The following is a 22404-nucleotide window of genomic DNA, read 5'->3' on the forward strand; positions in this document are numbered from 1 at the left end:
CATAAAATGTACCCAGATATTGATGTAAAGGAAATAGCATGAACAACTCGAATACATTTCTACAACGGTTAGGCTTGCGTTATCCCATTATACAAGCTCCGATGGCAGGAGTTTCCACCCCTGCGCTAGCCGCTGCGGTTTCAGAGGCGGGCGGGCTTGGCTCACTAGGCCTAGGTGCAAATTCAGTGGAACAAGCTCGCCAATTGATCACTCAAACGCAAGCACTGACAAGTAAAGCATTCAATGTCAATTTATTCTGCCATTTACCTGCGAAACGTCATCCTGATAATGAACTGGCATGGAGCCAGTATTTGGCGCCTTATTTTGCTCAATTTAATGAGACTCCACCTTCCTATCTCAATGAAATTTATGACACTTTTTTAGATAACTCAGAAATGTTATCTATGTTACTTGAAACAAAACCTGCAGTAGTGAGTTTTCATTTTAATATTCCATCCATCAAGGTAGTCCAGCAATTGAAACAACATGGTATTTATACCATGGCGACGGCAACGAACTTACAAGAAGCGCAACAAGTTGAATTGGCTGGAATTGATGCTGTTGTCGCACAAGGTATTGAAGCGGGAGGGCATCGAGGCATGTTTGATTTGCAGGCTTTAGATGAAGAACTGACCACTTATGAATTAGTGACGTTAATATCTCAACATATTGATTTACCAGTGATTGCAGCTGGTGGCATGATGGATGGGCAAGGTATTAATATGGCTTTAGACTGCGGTGCTGCTGCCGCTCAATTGGGCACTGCATTTTTGCTTTGCCCTGAATCTGCCGCGAATACAGGCTATCGGGCTAAGGTCAAGCAGCAAACAGCGGATCACACTCAACTAACGTCTGCAATTTCAGGGCGCCCAGCGAGAGGGATTATTAATCAATTTATTCGAGCAGGTAACGGCTATGAGACAAGTCAATTACCTGATTATCCATTGGTTTATGATATTGGTAAGCAGCTCAATGCAGCGGCAATAAAGTCAGGTAGCGATGAGTTTGCGGCGTATTGGGCGGGGCAGAATGTGGCGAAAGCTCGCGAGATGTCAGCGTCTTTATTGGTTAGAACGTTGGCCGAAGAAATGAAACGCTCGCTTTAAACGGTGGTAGGGCGGTTTGTCTTACCGCCCCAACAAGTTGTTATTTAATCATTTCGTTATCCAATGAACCTTTTGGTTCATCAGTCGCTATCCAAGCTGCACAAAATAAGGTTAAACGCGCAAAGAAGTAGAAGAATGCCATTAGCCCAAGCACTGAACCAAATGCGGCTCCAGAAGGCGATGAAGCAAGGTTAGGCAAAATCCAGGTCATGATGGATTTAATGATTTCAAACCCAATGGCAGCCAGCAATGTTCCTTTAAAGAGTGACCTACGGCGATGTTGCATGCGCGGTAGGATCCAAAAAATCCATAAAAATAACAGGAAATTAGCTGTAATTGATATTGTTAAGCCAATCAGTGTCCAAGCAGGTTTAAGCCATTCTATACCATCTAACCCAAGTGTACTGACAATCGTCGCTTGTGCAGAGCCAGCAACAGAGGTAAGCGTAATTGTCACAATTAAGGCAATAAGTAGGCCAATTAAAGCAAAGAAGTCGCGAATATAGCGGAAGATAATATTTTCATGTTCATCTTCATTGCGCTCCCACACAGGGCGTGATTGCGCCAAAATAGCCAAACGTAAGTTATTAACCCAATTAACCCCTGAGTATACCGCTAAAGCTAACCCTGTCAGCCCCACTGTCGTACGTTGACGTATTGCTGTATCTATTGTTCTTTCTAATGTATTTGCGAGCGTAGGGTCAGTAATATTTGCAGAAATTCCACGAACTAATTTTTCAAGTAATTCAGGATTACTGGCTAATACAAAACCGGCAGCGGCGAATGAAAACATTAAAACAGGAATTAAAGAGAGAAAGGAGAAATAGGTAATTGCAGCCCCAAACTGGTTCCCCATTCGGTCGTTAAAGCGTTGCACGGTACGAATGATATGAGCAATAAAAGGAATTGCACAAATAAAGTCCACAACTCGCATTGAGAAGGTCACTGCTTTTTTACTGCCATCAATGCTTCTATTCAGTGTCGCTTTCAGTTTATTGGTATCTTTTTGTTCTTCTTCCTGCGTATTCGACATTTAATCCCCTTTTCCCGCAACTAAAAATTGTCTGACTTTTCGACCTATTTAATGCCTATAAATGAATGATATGCATAATACTATAGCTTAAATTGGCCAGTAACTTCATCCCAATGACTATTTTAAGAGATGAATAGTCATTGGAACGTTTGTTTAAAGTCAAAGCAACTGGTTAATTAATCAGAGAAAAAGGGACGTTAGAAATTAAAGCGCATCTTTATAAACTTGCAGTTCAGCTTGGGCTTCTTTTAATTCAGCTTGAGCTTCTGCGAGTTTTCTTTCACGTTTTTTAATTTTGTCGCTGTCATCACCTTTTAATTTTTCTTCCTGTAGCTCAGCCTCTCGCTCTTGCACTTTTTCTGTCTTTTCATCCACCGCTTTTTGGCTATCACGGTATAAAGATTCTGGTGTGCAATAACGATTCACATTATCTAGTGCTTCTTCTAATCCTCTAACTCGATGTTGATTTCCATGTTGTTTAGCGTAATTAATTTGCTCTTCAATGCGTTGTTTTTTTATTTCGCAGCCATTTTGTGTTTTTGCTGCCATTACTGATGCACTAGTAAAAAAAGCAATACAAATACTAGTTGTAAGGAGTAGTTTATTCATCATTTACCTCTGTTTGTTTTGGTATTTGTGTTTAGGATAGCGTTTTGTTTCTTTTCAGTCATGTGAATTTTAGCGTGACTATGGTTATGACATTTGTAGCCAAATTTAGCTATAATGGGGCGGAAGAATAAATCCGGTCTATTTTTTGTTCAAAAAGGCTATCTTTAAAGAATCTATTTAATAATAGTCATCCTAGTGGCTAATATTGAATTTCCTCAGGAAATAAACGTTACATGTTAAGTTATCGTCACAGCTTTCACGCAGGCAACCATGCTGATGTGTTAAAACACACAGTACAGAGCTTGATCATTGAATCTCTGAAAGAGAAAGAAAAACCGTTTCTGTATATAGATACGCACTCAGGTGCTGGCCGTTATCAATTAACGGGGGAGCATGCAGAAAAAACAGGTGAATATCTTGAAGGGATTGCGCGTATTTGGGAGCAACCTGATTTGCCTGAGGAATTATTGCCGTACATGAATATTGTGCGCCAATTGAATGATAATGGGCGTTTACGCTATTACCCAGGTTCACCATTATTAGCAAAATATCTATTACGTGAACACGATAAACTGGTATTAACTGAATTACATTCGAGCGATTATCCATTATTGCGCACCGAATTTTCACGGGATAACCGCGCACAAGTTTTCAAGGAAGATGGATATCAACAACTGAAATCGAAATTACCCCCACAGAGCCGACGTGGCTTTGCACTGATGGATCCTCCTTATGAAATGAAGACGGATTATGAAGCGGTCGTGAAAGGGGTGGTAGAAGGCTATAAACGCTTCGCAACAGGAACTTATGCAATTTGGTATCCTGTTGTATTACGTCAACAAATTAAGCGTATGGTCAATCAATTAGAAGCAACGGGTATTCGTAGAATACTGCAAATTGAATTGGCGGTACGCCCTGATAGCGACCAACGTGGAATGACAGCGTCTGGTATGATAGTGATCAACCCACCTTGGAAACTTGAGCAGCAAATGAAGAATGTGCTGCCGTGGTTACATAAAACACTCGTCCCAGAAGGCACTGGACATACGTTAGTTGACTGGATTGTGCCAGAGTAACCTATATTTTTGATAGATAACGCCAATTAAATTAACAGGTGTTATCTATCGTAAAGCGCTATTTATGCCATGACAATCAATAGCATGATGCGAGAAAATGCATTCATAAATCATTCAATCAATGGGAATAACCAAATTATGAGCAAACATTACGACTATATCGCAATTGGTGGCGGAAGCGGTGGTATTGCGTCGATGAACCGTGCAGCAATGTATGGGCAAAAATGTGCCTTAATTGAGGCGAAAGCATTAGGTGGGACTTGTGTTAACGTGGGTTGCGTACCGAAAAAGGTGATGTGGCATGCGGCACAAATTTCTGAAGCTATTCGCAATTATGGCCCTGATTATGGTTTTGATGCGACAATTAATCGTTTTGACTGGAAAACATTGATTGATAGCCGTACTGCTTACATTGACCGCATTCACCAATCTTATGACCGTGTCTTAGGTAATAATAAAGTTGATGTTATCAATGGGTTTGCGCGTTTTATTGATGCGCATACTGTTGAAGTGAATGGTGAAACCTATACGGCCGACCATATTTTGATTGCGACAGGTGGTCGCCCGGTGATCCCTGCTATCCCAGGGGCGGAATACGGGATGACTTCTGACGGTTTCTTTGAACTTGAAGCCTTGCCAAAACGTGTTGCGGTTGTGGGAGCCGGTTATATTGCCGTTGAACTCGCTGGTGTATTAAATGGTTTAGGTGCAGAGGCGCATTTATTCGTGCGTAAACATGCCCCGTTACGTTCATTTGACCCACTTATTGTTGAAACATTAGTGGAAGTCATGAATACGGAAGGTCCAAAACTGCACACAGAATCAATTCCAAAAGAAGTCGTGAAAAATTCAGATGGTTCACTGACATTAAAATTGGAAAATGGCCAAGAACAAACAGTAGATGCATTAATTTGGGCAATTGGCCGTGAACCAATGACTGATAACCTGAATATTGAAGCCACAGGTGTCGCACTGAATGAAAAAGGCTATATCAAGGTTGATAAATACCAGAACACCAATGTACCGGGTGTCTACGCGGTGGGTGATAACACTGGAGCGGTTGAATTAACCCCAGTTGCGGTTGCGGCTGGTCGTCGTTTATCTGAGCGTTTATTTAATAATAAACCGGATGAGCACTTAGATTACAGTAATATTCCAACGGTGGTGTTCTCACACCCACCAATTGGCACTGTTGGTTTAACTGAACCAGAAGCGATTGAAAAATATGGTGCTGATAAAGTTAAATGCTATAAGTCATCTTTTACAGCCATGTACACCGCGGTTACTTCGCATCGTCAGCCTTGCCGCATGAAGCTAGTTTGTGTTGGTGACGATGAAAAAATCGTCGGTATCCATGGTATTGGTTTTGGTATGGATGAAATGTTACAAGGCTTCGCGGTTGCATTAAAAATGGGCGCAACCAAAAAAGACTTTGATAATACTGTTGCTATTCACCCAACAGCGGCAGAAGAATTTGTGACCATGCGCTAAGCCTTTGTTATTTAAATTAAAAGCTAAGTTCATTTGAACTTAGCTTTTTTTTGCATTATTTCGCCAACAGTTCTGTGATCGCGGGGATGGTCGCTAGGCTATCAAGGTATTTTTGCATCGCAGGCGTTGTTTCTACGGGGGTATATTTTACTAAAAACATCACAAATGCGCCAACATACACATCGACAGCAGTAAATTGTTCACCACAAATAAACGGTTTCGCGCTGTTTAAACCCACTTCTAAGCAAGCCATTGTGCGTTCGATAGAACCAAAACCAGAAGACTTTTGTTGTTCTTCGTCTAATTGAATGCCTAAATTATTGATGGTAAAGGCAGATTCAATTGGGCCAGCAGTAAATAAGAACCAACGGTAGTAATCTGCACGTTTAGGGTCATTCAAAGCTGGTGCTAAACCTTTTTCAATAAACTTATCTGCTAAATACAAACAAATTGCAGCGGTTTCAGTGACGACGGCATCACCATCAACAAGCGCAGGGACTTTTGCCATGGGATTAATTGCAAGATATTCAGCTGTGTGCATATCTGCGCCATAACCTAATTCAATACGTTTGTATGGAACGTCTAAAATTTTTAAAAGTAGGTCGACAGTATTGCCACGTGACATTGAATTAGTAAACAGAACCAGTTCGCTCATGGTGATTTCCTTATATGAAGTTGAGTGCTTACTATAAGGGAGCAGAGTGTCAGAAATTGTCAGGAGAGACGCACAGTACTTCTTTTTGCCAGCGCTCTAGTAGGTAATTTTTGGGATAAGGTAGTTTATCTGAAAGAGCATGATAAGACTGAATGCGGTCTAAACGAAAATGGCGGTAACTTTCACGTAATTCACACCAAGCGGCCAACACTTGTGAATCTTTCATATAACCAATCGCAATTGGCCAAATAATACGTTCGCTAGGTTGGTTTTGGCCATCTAGGTAAGTCATTTGAGCTTTGCATTCTTCGCGCAAGCTTAAACGCAAATCTTTAGCTATTGTGTCATTAATTTCATAGAAATGAGTGGTTGGGGCAAATAAGGTATTTTGATTTAAGATTTTTTGTGAATGACCTGCCACCACCGCATTAATCTTACTTATCGCTCGTATTGCCGAGTTTTTAAGTTCTGTATCTGTGTTACTTTTTACCCAACGCAAGCCTAATATTAAGGCTTCGAGCTCATTTTCATCAAAAGTTAAAGGTGGTAACAACAGACCTGTTTTTAATTGGTAGCCAATACCGGCTTCACCAATAATTTCCGCACCTTGGTCACGTAATGACTCTATATCCCGATAGATCGAACGCACGCTGACCTGCAGTTGTGATGAAAGTGCTTCTGCCGTAATAGGATAGCGATTCTCTTTGAGTATCTGCAATAATGTGAGTAGGCGCTGCGTGCGGGTCATGAAGTTGTCTGCTTAATATTATAGAGTGAGAAAAACAGCAAAGATAATTTGTCTATCTATAGTAAAAAAATAATAAGCGGAATGCTAATTTATTGGTGATAAAGGGAGTGGGGAGCTCCCTTTATCGATAGAGATAAAATAAACGGTAATATCATTTAAAACGTTAAAACAGTTTTCAGCCCCAAGACCCATGCATCTGATGTTCTTTTGACACCGCCCGGTTGATGCCAATATTGCATACTTGGTTGGAGTTCTAACCAATGAACAGGCTTAAAGCGATAATAGAGTTCTGCATTTAATGCGTTTGAAGTAATAGGATGATATAACGGGTCATTATAATCGGTGATCCCTAGCTGCTCATTTTGTATTTTTTGGTTTTTTGCAAAGTGGTCACTGAGCTCAATATAGGAAACTCCGAGGCCAATCCAATCTTCAGGTCTGGCATCAAAAGCCCCGCGGTAGCGAAGGGAGCTTGAGACAACATAATTCATGAAATTACTGCGCTCATCATGGTAACTACCACTAACAGATAGACTTAAACCTCGATTTTCATCGTCTTGGTGGCGAGTTAATTGTTGGTTCATTCCGCCATAGGCAAACCATGTGTTGTTGTAGCTTTTATCTTTATACAGATCATGCTGTTTGGCATTGGTATATAATAATCCCAGGTTATAAGCACCAGGCAACCCATTGACGAAAGTACGGTTTTCAATTTCTAAAGGTAATAAAATGCCTTTACTGCCTTTGGTTGACCAACTCCATGCATGGCTTCTATCTGTCGCTTGAGGATTTTGCTCCATAACCCCTGTTTTGATGGTGATTCCGGGGGTGATTTTATAGCTAACAGTTGTTCCCCAAGTATGAATATTCCAGTTACTCCATGTCAGGGCGTTAGCTGATTTTCCACCACATTGGCTGAGTAATTGGAAATCACAAGGAATAATTTGGTCGAACTCTTGTACTTTGTTCATCATACCAATACGCCAGGTTAATCGTCGGTCATCAAAGCTACGAGCGAAAGTAAGCCATCCTAATCGTGTTATGGAACCGCCCCCATAGCTTTCTTGTGCAAGGTCGTTATTCGGTACCCGAGGGTCTTGCAGGCGTTTAACGGTCAGGTTGTCTTCATGGTTTCGATTGACAATATTTCCTTCAATACGGGCATCAGGAATACCTGTCCAACGTTCAAGGTCTTGTGTGAATGTAAAAGCAAATTGGTCGATATAAGCAGTATGTTTATCATTATTGTAGCCACCCCCTGCATTATAGGCGATTTGGCTCAAATAATTGCTGTGAAATGAAAAACCGTGGTCGGATAATATAGGACGTATTCCTAACATATCGCCAAATATTCCTTTAGGGGCGGGTTCAAAGCCTAAAACAGTTCCATTCCATTGTTGCTCATTCGCGATAGCTGGTAACGTTAAAAATAACAAAGAGAATAATAATTTTTTATTCATGTCGGAAATAACCTATTAGCAATAGTTTGCCTTAACCCAATAGTAAATAATGGGTTTATGCAGTTGTTTTTTTAATCTAAGGGCTCTCGAGATAAATAAATTATCCCGAGATGGTTTTTATTATATTGAGGTGTTTATTTTATTAGCGTAATAACTCTCCTTGGCTCTTAATAATACTTTGATACCAATAAAAGCTTTTTTTACGTTTTCTTTCGAGAGAGCCATTGCCTTGGTTGTCACGGTCAACATAAATAAAACCATAGCGTTTTGACATTTCAGCTTTGGATGCGCTAACAATATCGATTGGCCCCCAGCTGGTATAGCCCATAATGTCTACACCATCTTGGATGGCTTCGTGTATCTGAACTAAATGGTTGTTTATATATTGAATACGATAATCATCAATAATTTCTCCCTCAGGCGTTATTTCATCAATAGCGCCTAATCCATTTTCAACAATAAATAATGGTTTTTGGTATCTATCCCATAATAAATTTAAAAGTGTTCTAATCCCTTTGGGATCTATTTGCCATCCCCACTCTGAACTTTCTAAATGAGGATTTGGAACCATGCTGAGAATATTTCCGCGTTTTTTCTCATGTTCATCTTTATCTGCAGTCACACAGCCCGTCATATAATAACTGAATGAGATAAAATCCACGGTATGCTGTAAATCACGCTTATCTTCTTCTGTTATCGTAATATTAATTTGCTGGTCTTTAAAATAACGCAGCATATAGCCTGGGTATTGCCCTCTACACTGTACATCACCAAAAAACAGCCATTTACGATTTTCCGTCAGGGTTTCCCACACATCATCAGGTTTACAGGTTAATGGATAAACAAGCCCCCCTAATAACATATTACCGATTTTGGCATCAGGAATAATGTCATGGCAGGCTTTCGTGACTCTTGCACTGGCAACGAGCTGGTGGTGAATTGCTTGGTAAACCGCTGAAGGAGAACTATTTTCAGGCAGGCCTACGCCAGTCATTGGTGCATGTAAAGACATATTGATTTCATTGAATGTCAGCCACAGTTTGACTTTATCTTTATAGCGCTCAAAGACTGTACGCGCATAACGTTCGAAAAATTCAATTGTTTTACGGTTTCCCCAACCGCCATATTGTGTCACTAGGTGGTAGGGCATTTCATAGTGGGATAAAGTAATAACAGGTTGAATGTTATATTTCGCCATTTCATCAAATAAACTATCATAAAAAGCGAGGCCTTCTTCATTAGCTGTTAATTCGTCACCAAGTGGAAATATACGGCTCCATGCAATAGAGGTGCGTAAGCAGGTAAAACCCATTTCAGCGAAAAGTGCGATGTCGGTTTTATATTGATGATAAAAATCGATGGCAATATCTTTAATAAAACTCTCATTTGGCGTTCTTTCAATTAATGAGCCAAATATGCCATGAGGCAGAACATCAGATGTGCTGAGTCCTTTACCCGCAGTTAAATAAGCACCTTCAGCTTGATTGGCTGCAATTGCGCCACCCCATAAAAATGAATTTGGAAATTTAACCATGCCTAGCTCCTTATTTGTGGTTGACGGTGATAAATTTTTGACCGCGTTGAATTGATTTATTGAGTTCAACAAACTCGATTGACGCATAATCATCACTGTTGCTAACAATGACAGGGGTTGTTAAGTCATATCCTGCCTCGAGAATTTTTTCTCGGTCAAATGTCAGCAATAAATCACCTGCTTTGAATACATCACCTTGTTTAATTTGAGGTGAAAAATGAAGCCCATCTAGTTTTACGGTATCGATCCCCACATGAATGAGCAGTTCAATGCCGCTTTGACTTAACAGCCCTAATGCATGGCCAGTTTTAAATAATGAGCTCACTTCACCATCGAATGGCGCATAGACTTCCCCTGTACTTGGAATAATGGCGGCACCTTGCCCAAGTAAACCACTTGCAAAAGTTTCATCTGGGGTATCTTTTAATGGGATAGCTGCACCGCTCAGGGGGGCAAGAACTTCATTAGGTGCTTCATGAGGTGTAGAGGCAATATCCGCTTTAATGGGTGTTTCAGGAGATATTGCTTCTTTTTTAATACCAAAAAAACGGGTTGCGGTAGCAGCAAATAAGAAAGAGAGTGCTGTACCAATAATGGCTCCCCAAACGGTATTATCAATACCGTGTTCAGGGATGATCTGTGCAAAAGTGAAAATATTAACCAAGCCAAATGAGAATGTCAGTGTTTGGCTATAGCCGACAATTGCACCGCCAACACCACCGCCAATACAGCCAAAAATAAAAGGTCGGCGAAGAGGAAGGGTAACACCATAAACGGCAGGTTCCGTGATACCAAATAAGCCAGCCGTGACTGAAGAGCCCGCCATGATTTTCATTTTTGCATTTTTTGTGGCTAACAAAACACCTAAAGTGGCGCCAATTTGCCCTGCTACAGCGGGAAGTAGTAGAGGGAACAGCGCATCGTGGCCTAGGGCGCTTAAGTTATTAATACCAATTGGGACAATTCCCCAATGTAAGCCGAAAATAACGCATATTTGCCAAACTGCACCCATGAAGGCACCAGCGATAACAGGGGCAAAGTTATAAATAGCTTGGAAGCTTTCCGCAATTAACATGCTTACCCATGTTGCTAAAGGCCCAACAACAAGGAAAGTAAGCGGGACAATAATGAGTAAGCACAGGAAAGGCGTAATGAAATTCTTCATTGTTGAAGGTAAAACTTGGTTTAGTCGCTTCTCAAGCAGGCAGCTTAACCAAGCAGCGAAAATGATCGGAATAACAGAAGCCGCATAATTAATAAAAGTGACTGGGATACCTAAAAAATATTCAGGTGGAGTGCCAGCAATGAGGCTTTGTTGAAAAGCACTCATCATCATTGGGTGAATGAGTGCCCCACCAATCGTCATCGTAACAAATGGGCTTCCACCAAATTTTTTTCCTGCGGTATAGCCGAGCACGAGTGGGAAAAAATAGAATAAAGCGTCACTTGCCGCAAACCAGATTTGATAAGTACCACTGCTTGAGGATAACCAACCTAATGCTTCTGATAATGATAGCAACCCTTTTAAAATACCCGAAGCGGCCATAATGCCTAAAATAGGGGTAAAGATGCTAGAAACGATATCGATAAAGTAACTAAATAGGTTTTCTTTATCTTTTTTTACTGCGTTTTCATCTGTTTTTGGGCGCTGATTGATTGAATTTGGCGTTGTATCGAGTAATTGGTTAACGGCTTGGAAAACTTCGTTAACGTGATTGCCTATTACAACTTGAAACTGACCACCACTTTCGACCACGGTAATAATCTCAGGGCTTTGCTTTAATTGCTCTGCATTGGATTTTTGGCTTTCTTTTAGTTTAAAGCGTAGGCGTGTTGCACAATGTATTAAATCAACAACGTTGTCTTTTCCTCCAACGTTTTCGATAATTTGTTCCGCTAAGGCTTGGTATTTCATAATTAATTCCTTTATTACCTCAATAATGAAAGCCACATTACTATTGATAAATAAGCAAAAAAAAACCTGACTTACCACCAATACGAATAAGATTAGTGGTATAAATCAGGTTTTGCCTGCCGGAAGGCAGTAACAATCCATCTGGTTTTTATTAGTTTGTATTAATAAATAGTTTTAGGCTTACTTCCTGTCATTTATGTGACGACTTTTCTTTCCTAATACGCTCTATATGAATGGTGAGATACATTCGTTCTTCATCTGTTAAGTCGCGTTGATATTTCTTGGCTAAAAAAGTACTGACTTTTTCGGCACATTTCCAAGAAATTGAATAATTTTCTTTGATGACAAGATGCATTGCAATATCGTCATTAGGAACAGGTTCATTGCTCATCATTCGATGGGTGAAAAATTTCAAATGAGTCACAAACCGCTGGTAACTTAGCGTGTCCTCGTGATATTCAATTTGTAGGTGATATTTTACGATATTCATGATTTCATTCATGATTTCCATCGTTTCCATGACAATTGGCATTTCACCCGTCAATTGTGCATTAACGAAATGTAACGCGATAAACCCAGCTTCATCGATGGGTAATTCAATCTCTAAATCTTGCTTAATTAAGGCCAGTGACGCTAATCCCAACTGGTACTCTTTGGGATAAAGTCGCTGAATTTCCCATAACATGGTATTAGTGATAGCGAGGCCTTTTTGTTGCCTTTCAATTGCATAATTACAGTGATCAGTTAAAACGATATATAAGCTTTCATGTAGGCTGCCAAGTTTACTTTTCGCATTTTCAATTATCTTGTCACAGACTTTCATGACAGAAATCGGTATTTGGCTCAACAATTCACTTAATCGGTTTGTTAATTCATGGCTACGTAACTCAAAGATTTTTTCTATTTTTTTAGGATCGATAAAGTCATTAACCTTCATTTGAAAGGCGAGTCCACGCCCCATGATGACAATTTCTTGCTGTTGTTCATTTAGGGCAACGACCACATTGTTGTTTAAAATTTTTGCGATCTGCATTTTGTTTCCCCTGAAACGAAAAAAACCTGATAGCACAATGACAATTCATTGACTAATCAGGTTTTGCCTGCGTGATAAGTGCAGTAACAATCCAATAACTTAATTTTTAAATACTGTAATTAAACTTTTTGGGTTATTCAAACAGCAAAGTATGAAAATGTGAACTCACACGCTCAATTCAGCCAATCTCTTTTTTGCATGGCTAATGACGGTATCGTGCTTATTTAATTGTTTTTTGCTGCCAAGACACTTTTTTGCCACCAAGACACAATGTAATCAGCAATTTGTTCTGGGCTATTGATATCTAACTGCGGCACGTGAGTATCAATGATTTCATTACTGGCAACAGCAACCACATAGTCATCTATTAAGCTGTTTAACGGTTTACCCACCTCAGAACGGAATAAGGCAATTTTGTCGATCGTCTCATGTTTGAATCCTTCAACGAGGATCAGATCTAATGAAGCGGGATCGAAACGGCTGGCTAAATAGCGTAGATCCATGTCATTCGCGTCGGGGGTTTCAGTCATCAGTGCCCAGCGTTTTTCACTGGCAACAAGCGTTTGGTCAGCGCCAGCTTTGCGTAATTCAAAGCTGTCTTTGCCTGGTTTATCCACTTCCATGTCATGGTGAGTGTGTTTAATTAAACCAACGCGTACGTTACGCTGCTTGAGCAGAGGAATAACTTTTTTTAATAGGGTTGTTTTTCCTGTGCCGCTGTAAGCGGTAATTCCAAGTAGGGGTAGAGTATTTTGCTTCATGATTCTTTTTGTTGTAGCTCCCAGTTACGGCTATCTTCCAGTGTATTAAGATTCGCAAATGAACCAGACTCAGGTGAGAAAATAACGCCTTTTGCATTAACTTCATGCATAAATAGCATTAATTTACGGTCACCTCTTGCAAGGTAATCATCGAGTTGAGTTTTTAGTGAACGGTGTAATAAAGCAAATGTAGGGTGTTCTCGTTCTGCATCACAAGCGTAGCAGGCTAAATGTTTTTCTTTCTCATTAAACATTTTCTCCACTAAATTGAGAGGAAAAGTGGGAACATCGCAAGGCACAAACAGTAACCAGTCAGTTGTCGCGTGGTGCAAAGCAGATTGCATTCCTGCTAATGGGCCAGAAAAATGGTTATTTAAGTCAGAAATGACGGTCAATAGGCTTTCGCTGTAACGTGCCTGATTACGGTTTGCATTGATGAGTACTTCGCCAACTTGGGGTTGTAAGCGTGCTAAAATATGTTGATAGAGCGGTTTTCCCGATAAAAGTACCAACCCTTTATCTTGCCCCCCCATTCGAGTGCCTCGGCCACCAGCGAGTATCACACCGGTTATTGACTGACGAAATGACATGTTCAATATCCCTGAATATCTTCAAGAAAATGTTTCAACATTCCTATAAAACACTTTCGAGTATAGTAATTACTAAAATTTATTCTATTTTGCTATAAAATCAATGAATATTCGTGCGTATTGCCGTTAAACTTTACGTAGATTGACAACAGTTCGCTTTTTCTCTTGTATGATTATTGGTAACTTGTATCAAATATTCGTGATAAAGGAATAAACATGAAATGCCATCGCTTAAATGAAGTTATTGAGCTTCTGCATCCTGTCTGGAAAGATAATTCAGATTTAAACTTGGTAGAATTATTGCAAAAATTAGCTGATGAAGCTGGCTTTAAAGGTAGTTTATCTGAGTTAACAGACGATGTGCTGATTTATCATTTAAAAATGCGTGGCTCGGACAGCAATGAAGCGATCCCGGGTTTAAAAAAAGATTATGAAGATGACTTTAAAACCGCTATTTTGCGTGCCCGTGGCATCATTAAAGACTAAAGCGCGATGGATGAAATAGAACATTCGAATTTCCATTTTAGTGGAATTTCCCCTGACTTAATTTTAGATGCCTTAATGGAAGTTGGGGTTTACCCCGAATCAGGGCTACTTGAATTAAATAGCTACGAAAATCGTGTTTATCAGTTCCAAGACGAAAATCGGCAACGTTATGTGGTTAAATTTTACCGTCCTGAACGTTGGAACCGCTCACAAATTCAAGAAGAGCACGATTTTACTTTAGAACTGCGAGACGAAGGGTTATCTGTAGCCGCACCTCTTGAGTTTGCAGGGCAAACGGTATTGGAATTTGGTGGGTTTATATTTGCAATTTTTCCGAGTATTGGTGGCCGGCAATATGAAACCGACAATTTGTTTCAATTAGAAAGTGTAGGCCACTTACTAGGGCGTATACACCAAATTGGTCAGCGTAAAAACTTTGCATTTCGTCCGACAATAGGTCTCGATGAATATTTGGCACAACCCCGCCAAGTGATGGCATCAAGCCCTTTGATTGCAGAACGGTATAAAGCCCAATTTATGGCGTCTTTAGATGCATTGATTGCACAAGTAAAATTACAATGGCCTGATTCACATTCATCTATTCGCCTACAAGGTGATTGCCATCCAGGCAATATTCTATGGCGTGATGAAGCTTGGATGGTGGATTTTGATGATGCCCGAAACGGGCCTGCAATCCAAGACCTCTGGATGCTGCTTAATGGTTCTCGTCAAGATCAAGTCATTCAATTGGATACGTTATTAGAAACGTATAATGAGTTTTGTGATTTTGATGTAAAACAGCTGAAGCTTATTGAACCTCTTAGAGCAATGCGCATGGTACATTACCTCGGGTGGGTTATCCGCCGTTGGCAAGACCCTGCGTTCCCTCGAGCATTTTCATGGCTACAAGCTGATGATTTTTGGCAAAAACAATCGCTCGAATTTAATCAACAAATTGAACGGTTGCAAGACGCCCCTTTGCAGTTAACCCCTCAGTTTTAACTTTTAAGTTTTTGTTTTTGGAGAATGTAGTCTATGAAAAAAATTATGTTGGCTTTGCTTGGTATTGCCATGTCTTTTAGTGCTGCAGCGGCAAACTACACGGAAGGTAAAGAGTATACTGATGTTAAAGCTGTACCAAATTTACCTCAAGTTCTGGAGTTCTTCTCATTTTATTGCCCACACTGTTATCAATTTGAGAGTGTGTATAAAGTGCCTCAAACAGTAGAGAAAAACTTGCCAGAAGGCGTGAAAATGGAACGCTATCACGTTGACTTTCTTGGTCCTTTAGGCGCTGATTTAACTCAAGCTTGGGCGGTTGCGATTGTCCTGAAAGCAGAAGACAAAGTCACACCTATCCTGTTTGAAGGTATCCAAAAAACGCAAACTATTAACAGTAAAGCCGATATCCGTAATGCCTTTATCAAAGCAGGTATTTCTGGTGAAGAGTATGATGCAGCGTTAAATAGCTTCGTTGTGAAATCTATCGTTGCGAAACAGCAAAATGCAGCGCAAGACTTAAAACTGCGTGGTGTTCCTGCACTATTTGTTGATGGTAAATACCAAATTCGCAATAACGGTATCTCAGTTGATAACGCAGCTGACTACGGTAAAGAGTTCTCTAATGTTGTGAACTTCTTAGTAAATAAAAAATAATCGTAAATAGACGGTGGTATACTCGCCATCGTCTCTTTTTTCTATTAATATCCACAATTCAAAGACTTTCTCTCACCTGTATTAAACCCATTCAATTTTGCGCTAACCCTTTGATTTTACTTTTCTGTTTATATTGTCAATAGTCATATTACTTATTGAATTTACTGAGTAACACAAATTTACACACAAGCTTATCCACAGGATGTTAGTCAGATACTTAGTTAATCGGCGTGATTAATTTTAATTAACTGTAATCAATGGGGTACTTATAATAGTGGATGATTTGGTGTGTTTTTAATTATCTAACTAAGCAGAATATAAAACTTGGGATGTATCTGAGGCCACATTATGGCATCCTATTAGTATTCGTTCCTGACTAAAAAGATGATGACAGATTATGGCTCAGATTGCAGAAAACCCCCTTATTTTGGTTGATGGTTCTTCTTACCTATACCGTGCTTATCATGCATTCCCTCCACTGACCAATAGTGCTGGTGAGCCTACTGGGGCAATGTATGGCGTGCTTAATATGCTACGCAGTTTAGTTATGCAGTATAAACCTAGCCATGTAGCGGTTGTCTTTGATGCGAAGGGAAAAACATTTCGTGATGAATTGTTTGAAAGCTATAAGTCTCATCGCCCACCCATGCCTGATGATTTACGCGCTCAAATCGCCCCATTACATGAGATGGTTGAAGCGATGGGGTTGCCTTTACTTGTAGTTTCAGGCGTAGAGGCTGATGACGTTATCGGGACATTAGCCTGTGAAGCAAGCCGAAAAGGTATGCCTGTGTTAATCAGTACGGGCGATAAAGATATGGCGCAATTAGTTGAGCCTAATATTACGCTAATCAATACCATGAATAACACTATTCTAGGGCCTGATGAAGTTAAAGAAAAATACGGAGTTCCCCCTGAACTTATCATCGACTTTTTAGCATTAATGGGAGATTCATCAGACAACATTCCAGGCGTGCCTGGTGTTGGTGAAAAAACAGCACTCGCCTTGCTCCAAGGCATTGGTAGCTTAGAAGCAATTTATCGTGATCTTGACGCGATTGCCCCATTAGGCTTTAGAGGTTCTAAAACGTTAGCCCCTAAAATGGCGGAAAACCGTGAATTGGCTTTTTTATCCTATCAACTCGCGACGATCAAAACCGATGTGGAACTTGATAAAGCTTGTGAAGAGCTGCAAGTTGCTCAGCCTGATGTGGATAAACTGCATCAATTATTCAGCCGTTATGAATTTAAACGTTGGTTAACTGATGTTGAGAATGGGACTTGGATGGAGGGGAAAGGAGCAAGTACAAAAGCAAGCCCAACACCAGCAGCGTCACCGGTGAAGTCATCAAGCTCAGCAGTCCCAACATTGAGTGCTGAAAATTACCAAACGATTTTGGAAAAAGCCGATTTAGAGCAGTGGGTTGAAAAGTTGAGCAAAGCACCATTATTTGCTTTTGATACTGAGACGGACAGCTTAGATACTCAGGAAGCCCGTTTAGTGGGGATGTCATTTGCAATTGAGCCGGGGCATGCCGCTTATTTGCCATTAGGTCACGACTATTTGGATGCGCCAGTACAACTTCCTCTGGAAGAAGTTTTGGAAGTTATGAAGCCTTTACTTGAGAGTGAAAAAATCCTCAAAATTGGCCAAAATTTGAAATATGACGCAGAAGTTCTTGAAAATTATGGCATTGAATTAAAAGGCATTGGTTATGACACAATGCTGGAGTCATATGTGTTAAACAGTGTTGCGGGGATGGGACGCCATGATATGGACAGCTTGGCCGACCGCCATCTGAACCATAAAACCGTGAGCTTTGAAGAAATCGCGGGTAAGGGCAAAAAACAGCTGACATTTAACCAAATTGCTTTAGAGCAAGCCGCTAATTATGCGGCGGAAGATGCAGATGTCACGTTATTACTGCATCAAGCGTTATATCCACAACTAGAGGCTGAACCAAAGCTTAATCATATTTTCCAAAATATTGAAATGCCACTTGTGCCTGTGTTAGTGCGTATGGAGCGTAAAGGTGTTTTAATTGATGCAAACGTACTTGCAGCGCAGTCGAAAGTGATTACTGCCCGTTTAGCTGAATTGGAAAAAGAGGCTTTTGAACTTGCAGGGGAAGAGTTTAACCTCGCTTCACCAAAGCAATTGCAAACGATTTTATTCGAAAAATTACAACTGCCAGTGATAAAGAAAACGCCAAGTGGGGCTGCATCGACGAATGAGGAAGTGCTTGAAGAATTAGCGCTGAACCATGCATTGCCAAAATTGTTACTCGAGCACCGTAGTTTAGCCAAATTAAAATCCACGTATACGGATAAACTCCCTCTAATGATTAGCCCGCGGACTCAGCGTGTTCATACTTCTTATCACCAAGCTGTCACAGCAACAGGGCGTTTGTCTTCTCGGGATCCTAACCTACAAAACATTCCAGTGAGAACTGAAGAAGGGCGTCGTATCCGCCAAGCCTTTATTGCGCGTGAAGGCTACAAAGTGATGGCAGCGGACTATTCACAAATTGAATTACGTATTATGGCGCATTTATCCCAAGATAAGGGCCTATTAACCGCGTTTGCTGAAGGGAAAGATATCCATAAGGCGACGGCCGCTGAAGTCTTTGGTGTGCCACTGGAACAAGTTACTAGCGATCAACGTCGAAGTGCCAAGGCGATTAACTTTGGGCTTATCTATGGCATGAGCGCATTTGGTTTAGCACGCCAATTGGGGATCCCTCGTGGTGAAGCTCAGCGCTATATGGATCTCTACTTTGAACGCTACCCAGGTGTATTGCGTTATATGGAAAACACACGCTTACAGGCTTCCGAACAAGGCTATGTTGAAACACTTGAAGGCCGTCGCTTATATTTAGCGGATATTAAGTCAAGTAATGGGATGCGTCGTAAGGCAGCAGAACGCGAAGCAATCAACGCACCAATGCAAGGAACCGCAGCGGACATCATTAAAAAAGCCATGATTGCCGTTGATAATTGGTTGCAAACGGAAAAACCACATGCAGACATGCTAATGCAAGTTCACGATGAATTAGTCTTTGAGGTCAAAGAGTCAGAATTAGAGCGTGTCCAAGCTCAAGTTCAGTCATTAATGGAACAAAGTATGAAACTCGATGTACCATTAAAAGTGGATGTGGGAATTGGTGATAACTGGGATGAAGCTCATTAATTTTTAACCATATTGAATATACAAACCTCCAAGACGTCATTGGAGGTTTTTTTATGTTCAGCAAAGGCATAACAGATAATTATGCATTTGAAATTATTTACTAGAAATTTAATCTAACTCTGCAATAAATCAATTATTTTTGTGATGACAGTCAAGAAAATGATTAACATTTTTATGCGACATACATCTCATAAATATGTAATTAAAATCCGTTTTTTGGCTCATCCTATTCATATTTCAGTGCTGAATCGTAGAAAGCTTTGAAAAAAAATTACAAAAAGGCTTTTTTTCGAGCGAAAAATAAAGTACATTAATAGGCGTAGGGTACAGAGGTAAGATGTTCTATCTTTCAGACCTTTTACTTCACGTAATCGGATTTAGCTGAATATTAGCTGCTCCAGTCAAAGTTTTTTTGACTGGAGCATTTTTTTATCTAAAATTCAGAGAATTAGAAGATATAAGGCTGTAATGAGCCATTTCTGGCTCACAATAAGAGAAATCAAGCAGGTGTGTTATACCAGCTATCTAGCTTAATGCGGAGTTTATCAACACCAATCTTTTTCAGCGCTGAAAAGTATTCCACTTCAATATCCCCTTCAAGTGGAGCAAGTGCTTGGCGAACTTCCGTTAACTGTTTCTTTCTTGCACCAGAGGCAAGTTTGTCTGCTTTAGTGAGCAAAACTAAAACGGGTACATTCATTGCAACAGACCATTCAATCATTTGCATATCGAGGTCTTTTAATGGATGGCGAATATCCATTAATACAACAAGCCCCTTAATACATTCTCTCTTTTGGAGATATTCCCCGAGTGCTTGTTGCCATTTACGTTTCATTTCTTCAGGAACTTCGGCATAACCATATCCCGGAAGGTCAACAAGGCGAACGCCTTCCTCAACTTCAAATAGGTTGATTAGCTGAGTTCTTCCTGGTGTTTTACTGGTACGTGCTAAGCTTTTTTGCTGTGTTAATGCATTCAATGCACTGGATTTCCCCGCATTAGAGCGGCCAGCAAAAGCCACCTCAATTCCGGTATCTTTAGGTAGATGACGGATATCGGGTGCACTGATGACAAATTTTGCCATCTGGTAGTTATGATTTTTAATTGCCATTTGTCGTTCTCCCTGAGTTAGCCTCAAAAGGCTCGGGGATTATAGCTTTGCTTAGCGCTTCACGACAACTCGAAATATCCTCTCAGCCACTTTTCCTTTTGAGGACGGTCTTATTTTTATGTGTTGTGTGCGATGAAATGGCAATAATAGAGAAATAGCCATTATTCATGACGTCTTTTACTGAAATTGGTCTAGAATTTAGCGTATTTAGTGTGTTTCTATTTTTTGGCGTAAATATAGGTAAATCTTCAGCATTCTTGTTGGCTTCACTCTAGAATTGCTAGATTGCAGTTGTAATGAGCTATAACGAAAGGGATCTTACATGTTAAAACGAATTTTTGTGCCACTTTTGGCCGTCTGCGCAATGAGCGCATCTTCTCTTGCATTATCTGCGGGTGAGACTTATATCAAATTAGTCACGTCAGCGGGTGATATCGAATTAGAACTGAATAGCAAAAAAGCCCCTGTTACGACAGAAAACTTCGTTCAGTATGTTAATGAAGGTTATTACAACGGAACCACTTTCCACCGTGTTATTCCTGGATTTATGATCCAAGGCGGTGCGTTTGATAAAGATTTACAACAAAAACAAACCCGTGCACCGATTAAAAACGAAGCGGATAACGGCTTACGTAACTTGCGCGGTACTATCTCAATGGCGCGTACAGCGAATAAAGACAGTGCGACGAGCCAATTTTTCATCAATGTTGCAGATAATGCTTTCTTAGATCACGGCCAACGTGATTTTGGTTACGCTGTATTTGGTAAAGTGGTGAAAGGGATGGATGTTGCAGATAAAATCTCTAAAGTAAAAACGGAAAACGTGGGGCCATATCAGAATGTCCCGGTTGACCCTATTACAATCATTTCTGCTGAAGTGATTAAAAAGCCATAGTGATCAAAATGGTAGCGATCAAAAACGGTAGTGATTAAAAACTATCGTGTCGAATACAGTGGGTAGGTTGCTTTAACGTGCCCACTTTTATAAAAAACAACGTTTTCACCCCCCCTTTGAGTTTCCCTTCATTGACTGCCTTAACTAAAATGTGTCAGCTTCTACTCATTTTTAATAACCTTTTATTTCGTTGTATTTAAAGTAAATCTTAATCAAAATACGGGTTTGTTATAGGGATGTAAATATAATTCCATGATTTTTATATGGAAACTTATCTCCGATAAAAAACAATCATTGACTTAAATAGGCTATTTTCCTGCTTTGGCTGTGCTATGATAGCCGCCCTTATTATTTTTATGGTGTTTTAATCATCGTTCTGATTGCCAACACGATAAAAATATGCATAAGAATTAATACATAATGATAAAAATCAGTCGGATAGGCTAATATGCTTCTACTTATTGATAATTACGATTCATTTACTTACAACTTATACCAATACTTTTGTGAGTTAGGGACTGAAGTTGTTGTAAAACGTAATGATGAAATTACCATCGAAGAAATTGAACAGCTTTCGCCTACACATCTTGTGATTTCACCTGGGCCATGTACACCGGATGAGGCTGGCATCTCCCTTGAGGCGATCAAATACTTTGCAGGTAAACTACCTATTTTAGGCATTTGCTTAGGGCATCAAGCGATTGGGCAAGCTTTTGGTGCATCAGTCGTTAAAGCACGAGAAGTTATGCACGGTAAAACCTCTGCTATCCACCATAACCATCAAGGTGTATTCAAGGGCTTGAACCGCCCCTTGACAGTGACACGCTACCATTCTCTGGTGATTGCGGCAGAGACGCTTCCTGTTTCTTTTGATGTATCAGCGTGGTCACTGAATAATGGTGATGTTGATGAAATCATGGGAATACGGCACAAAACCTTGCCTATAGAGGGCGTTCAGTTCCATCCTGAAAGCATTCTGAGTGAACAAGGTCATGAATTACTCAATAATTTTCTGAAATATTAATTTAGAAATATCGTTCAGAATAAATTAATTA

21 protein-coding genes are annotated in these 22404 nt (G+C 40.2%); 10 read left to right on the forward strand and 11 right to left on the reverse strand.

The features are described 5' to 3' along the window. Nucleotides 1-38 precede the first annotated feature (38 nt). Nucleotides 39-1106: an NAD(P)H-dependent flavin oxidoreductase gene (locus PR809_RS07395; RefSeq protein WP_206276280.1), complete on the forward strand. Its 1068-nt coding sequence runs from the start codon at nucleotides 39-41 to the stop codon at nucleotides 1104-1106. A gap of 40 nt (nucleotides 1107-1146) precedes the next feature. Here PR809_RS07395 and yhjD read toward each other — a convergent pair whose 3' ends face one another. Continuing rightward, nucleotides 1147-2139, reverse strand: a complete 993-nt coding sequence (gene yhjD, locus PR809_RS07400; RefSeq protein WP_195698072.1) for an inner membrane protein YhjD — start codon at nucleotides 2137-2139, stop codon at nucleotides 1147-1149. 204 nt (nucleotides 2140-2343) lie between these two features. Then, nucleotides 2344-2748, reverse strand: coding sequence for a DUF1090 domain-containing protein (locus tag PR809_RS07405; protein WP_166266209.1), 405 nt, complete (start codon nucleotides 2746-2748; stop codon nucleotides 2344-2346). A gap of 233 nt (nucleotides 2749-2981) precedes the next feature. On the opposite strand from PR809_RS07405, the gene PR809_RS07410 reads away from it, so the two are divergent. Both PR809_RS07410 and gorA read left to right on the forward strand, forming a co-directional pair. Further along, nucleotides 2982-3824, forward strand: coding sequence for a 23S rRNA (adenine(2030)-N(6))-methyltransferase RlmJ (locus PR809_RS07410; RefSeq protein WP_102138875.1), 843 nt, complete (start codon nucleotides 2982-2984; stop codon nucleotides 3822-3824). A gap of 138 nt (nucleotides 3825-3962) precedes the next feature. Next, nucleotides 3963-5315: a glutathione-disulfide reductase gene (gene gorA / locus PR809_RS07415; RefSeq protein WP_102138925.1), complete on the forward strand. Its 1353-nt coding sequence runs from the start codon at nucleotides 3963-3965 to the stop codon at nucleotides 5313-5315. A gap of 55 nt (nucleotides 5316-5370) precedes the next feature. On the opposite strand, the gene PR809_RS07420 is transcribed toward gorA, so the two are convergent. The 8 genes from PR809_RS07420 to mobA all read right to left on the reverse strand — a co-directional run bounded on the left by PR809_RS07420 (nucleotide 5371) and on the right by mobA (nucleotide 14011). Further along, nucleotides 5371-5970, reverse strand: a complete 600-nt coding sequence (locus PR809_RS07420) for a glutathione S-transferase family protein (RefSeq protein ID WP_206276281.1) — start codon at nucleotides 5968-5970, stop codon at nucleotides 5371-5373. A gap of 49 nt (nucleotides 5971-6019) precedes the next feature. Then, entirely contained in the window at nucleotides 6020-6718 is a 699-nt protein-coding gene (locus PR809_RS07425) for a helix-turn-helix transcriptional regulator (protein WP_206276282.1), read from the reverse strand. A gap of 155 nt (nucleotides 6719-6873) precedes the next feature. Continuing rightward, nucleotides 6874-8178, reverse strand: a complete 1305-nt coding sequence (locus PR809_RS07430; protein WP_206276283.1) for a carbohydrate porin — start codon at nucleotides 8176-8178, stop codon at nucleotides 6874-6876. A 142-nt stretch (nucleotides 8179-8320) separates the two neighbouring features. Beyond that, on the reverse strand, nucleotides 8321-9712 hold the full coding sequence (gene ascB / locus PR809_RS07435; protein WP_206276284.1) for a 6-phospho-beta-glucosidase: 1392 nt from the start codon (nucleotides 9710-9712) through the stop codon (nucleotides 8321-8323). Nucleotides 9713-9722: 10 nt separating this feature from the next. Then, complete coding sequence (gene bglF / locus PR809_RS07440) at nucleotides 9723-11627, reverse strand: PTS beta-glucoside transporter subunit IIABC (protein WP_166265919.1); 1905 nt, start codon at nucleotides 11625-11627, stop codon at nucleotides 9723-9725. Between the two features lie 190 nt (nucleotides 11628-11817). Then, on the reverse strand, nucleotides 11818-12660 hold the full coding sequence (gene licT, locus PR809_RS07445) for a BglG family transcription antiterminator LicT (RefSeq protein ID WP_102138881.1): 843 nt from the start codon (nucleotides 12658-12660) through the stop codon (nucleotides 11818-11820). Between the two features lie 224 nt (nucleotides 12661-12884). Beyond that, nucleotides 12885-13421: a molybdopterin-guanine dinucleotide biosynthesis protein MobB gene (mobB, locus tag PR809_RS07450; RefSeq protein ID WP_206276285.1), complete on the reverse strand. Its 537-nt coding sequence runs from the start codon at nucleotides 13419-13421 to the stop codon at nucleotides 12885-12887. Further along, on the reverse strand, nucleotides 13418-14011 hold the full coding sequence (mobA, locus tag PR809_RS07455) for a molybdenum cofactor guanylyltransferase MobA (protein ID WP_206276286.1): 594 nt from the start codon (nucleotides 14009-14011) through the stop codon (nucleotides 13418-13420). Before mobA ends, mobB begins: the two co-directional genes overlap by 4 nt. Before the next feature lie 216 nt (nucleotides 14012-14227). Here mobA and PR809_RS07460 point away from each other — a divergent pair, with 216 nt between their 5' ends. The 5 genes from PR809_RS07460 (at nucleotide 14228) to PR809_RS20120 (ending at nucleotide 19728) form a co-directional block, all read left to right on the forward strand. Then, on the forward strand, nucleotides 14228-14497 hold the full coding sequence (locus PR809_RS07460; protein ID WP_004262581.1) for a YihD family protein: 270 nt from the start codon (nucleotides 14228-14230) through the stop codon (nucleotides 14495-14497). A gap of 6 nt (nucleotides 14498-14503) precedes the next feature. Further along, nucleotides 14504-15499 (forward strand): serine/threonine protein kinase, encoded by a 996-nt coding sequence (locus tag PR809_RS07465; RefSeq protein WP_102138884.1) that lies wholly within the window; start codon nucleotides 14504-14506, stop codon nucleotides 15497-15499. 33 nt (nucleotides 15500-15532) lie between these two features. Then, a complete protein-coding gene (dsbA, locus tag PR809_RS07470) occupies nucleotides 15533-16153 on the forward strand; it encodes a thiol:disulfide interchange protein DsbA (RefSeq protein WP_102138885.1) in 621 nt (206 codons plus the stop codon). A gap of 397 nt (nucleotides 16154-16550) precedes the next feature. Continuing rightward, the gene (polA, locus tag PR809_RS07475) at nucleotides 16551-19343 is read left to right on the forward strand and encodes a DNA polymerase I (protein ID WP_206276287.1); all 2793 of its coding nucleotides are present in this window, start codon (nucleotides 16551-16553) and stop codon (nucleotides 19341-19343) included. A gap of 337 nt (nucleotides 19344-19680) precedes the next feature. Further along, complete coding sequence (locus PR809_RS20120) at nucleotides 19681-19728, forward strand: hypothetical protein (protein WP_438361642.1); 48 nt, start codon at nucleotides 19681-19683, stop codon at nucleotides 19726-19728. A gap of 114 nt (nucleotides 19729-19842) precedes the next feature. Here PR809_RS20120 and yihA read toward each other — a convergent pair whose 3' ends face one another. Next, nucleotides 19843-20454 carry a ribosome biogenesis GTP-binding protein YihA/YsxC gene (gene yihA / locus PR809_RS07480; protein WP_102138887.1) on the reverse strand — a complete coding sequence of 204 codons (612 nt, stop codon included), beginning with the start codon at nucleotides 20452-20454 and terminating at the stop codon, nucleotides 19843-19845. Between the two features lie 322 nt (nucleotides 20455-20776). On the opposite strand from yihA, the gene ppiA reads away from it, so the two are divergent. Continuing rightward, nucleotides 20777-21349: a peptidylprolyl isomerase A gene (ppiA, locus tag PR809_RS07485; RefSeq protein WP_102138888.1), complete on the forward strand. Its 573-nt coding sequence runs from the start codon at nucleotides 20777-20779 to the stop codon at nucleotides 21347-21349. A 448-nt stretch (nucleotides 21350-21797) separates the two neighbouring features. Further along, nucleotides 21798-22373, forward strand: a complete 576-nt coding sequence (locus PR809_RS07490) for an aminodeoxychorismate synthase component II (protein WP_102138889.1) — start codon at nucleotides 21798-21800, stop codon at nucleotides 22371-22373. The last annotated feature ends 31 nt before the right edge of the window (nucleotides 22374-22404 follow it).

Source organism: Providencia sp. PROV201 (genome assembly GCF_028479545.1).
Taxonomy (GTDB): Bacteria; Pseudomonadota; Gammaproteobacteria; order Enterobacterales; family Enterobacteriaceae; genus Providencia; species Providencia huaxiensis.

What these genes read in the sequence shown, in the direction of transcription:
- dsbA (WP_102138885.1), top strand. Translation starts at nt 15,533, where the DNA reads ATGAAAAAAATTATGTTGGCTTTGCTTGGTATTGCCATGTCTTTTAGT.
- PR809_RS07490 (WP_102138889.1), top strand. Translation starts at nt 21,798, where the DNA reads ATGCTTCTACTTATTGATAATTACGATTCATTTACTTACAACTTATAC.
- PR809_RS07410 (WP_102138875.1), top strand. Translation starts at nt 2,982, where the DNA reads ATGTTAAGTTATCGTCACAGCTTTCACGCAGGCAACCATGCTGATGTG.
- yihA (WP_102138887.1), bottom strand. Translation starts at nt 20,454, where the DNA reads ATGGCAATTAAAAATCATAACTACCAGATGGCAAAATTTGTCATCAGT.
- PR809_RS07460 (WP_004262581.1), top strand. Translation starts at nt 14,228, where the DNA reads ATGAAATGCCATCGCTTAAATGAAGTTATTGAGCTTCTGCATCCTGTC.
- polA (WP_206276287.1), top strand. Translation starts at nt 16,551, where the DNA reads ATGGCTCAGATTGCAGAAAACCCCCTTATTTTGGTTGATGGTTCTTCT.
- mobA (WP_206276286.1), bottom strand. Translation starts at nt 14,011, where the DNA reads ATGTCATTTCGTCAGTCAATAACCGGTGTGATACTCGCTGGTGGCCGA.
- PR809_RS07430 (WP_206276283.1), bottom strand. Translation starts at nt 8,178, where the DNA reads ATGAATAAAAAATTATTATTCTCTTTGTTATTTTTAACGTTACCAGCT.
- PR809_RS07425 (WP_206276282.1), bottom strand. Translation starts at nt 6,718, where the DNA reads ATGACCCGCACGCAGCGCCTACTCACATTATTGCAGATACTCAAAGAG.
- PR809_RS07465 (WP_102138884.1), top strand. Translation starts at nt 14,504, where the DNA reads ATGGATGAAATAGAACATTCGAATTTCCATTTTAGTGGAATTTCCCCT.
- PR809_RS07420 (WP_206276281.1), bottom strand. Translation starts at nt 5,970, where the DNA reads ATGAGCGAACTGGTTCTGTTTACTAATTCAATGTCACGTGGCAATACT.
- ppiA (WP_102138888.1), top strand. Translation starts at nt 20,777, where the DNA reads ATGTTAAAACGAATTTTTGTGCCACTTTTGGCCGTCTGCGCAATGAGC.
- mobB (WP_206276285.1), bottom strand. Translation starts at nt 13,421, where the DNA reads ATGAAGCAAAATACTCTACCCCTACTTGGAATTACCGCTTACAGCGGC.
- yhjD (WP_195698072.1), bottom strand. Translation starts at nt 2,139, where the DNA reads ATGTCGAATACGCAGGAAGAAGAACAAAAAGATACCAATAAACTGAAA.
- gorA (WP_102138925.1), top strand. Translation starts at nt 3,963, where the DNA reads ATGAGCAAACATTACGACTATATCGCAATTGGTGGCGGAAGCGGTGGT.
- ascB (WP_206276284.1), bottom strand. Translation starts at nt 9,712, where the DNA reads ATGGTTAAATTTCCAAATTCATTTTTATGGGGTGGCGCAATTGCAGCC.
- licT (WP_102138881.1), bottom strand. Translation starts at nt 12,660, where the DNA reads ATGCAGATCGCAAAAATTTTAAACAACAATGTGGTCGTTGCCCTAAAT.
- PR809_RS07395 (WP_206276280.1), top strand. Translation starts at nt 39, where the DNA reads ATGAACAACTCGAATACATTTCTACAACGGTTAGGCTTGCGTTATCCC.
- PR809_RS07405 (WP_166266209.1), bottom strand. Translation starts at nt 2,748, where the DNA reads ATGAATAAACTACTCCTTACAACTAGTATTTGTATTGCTTTTTTTACT.
- bglF (WP_166265919.1), bottom strand. Translation starts at nt 11,627, where the DNA reads ATGAAATACCAAGCCTTAGCGGAACAAATTATCGAAAACGTTGGAGGA.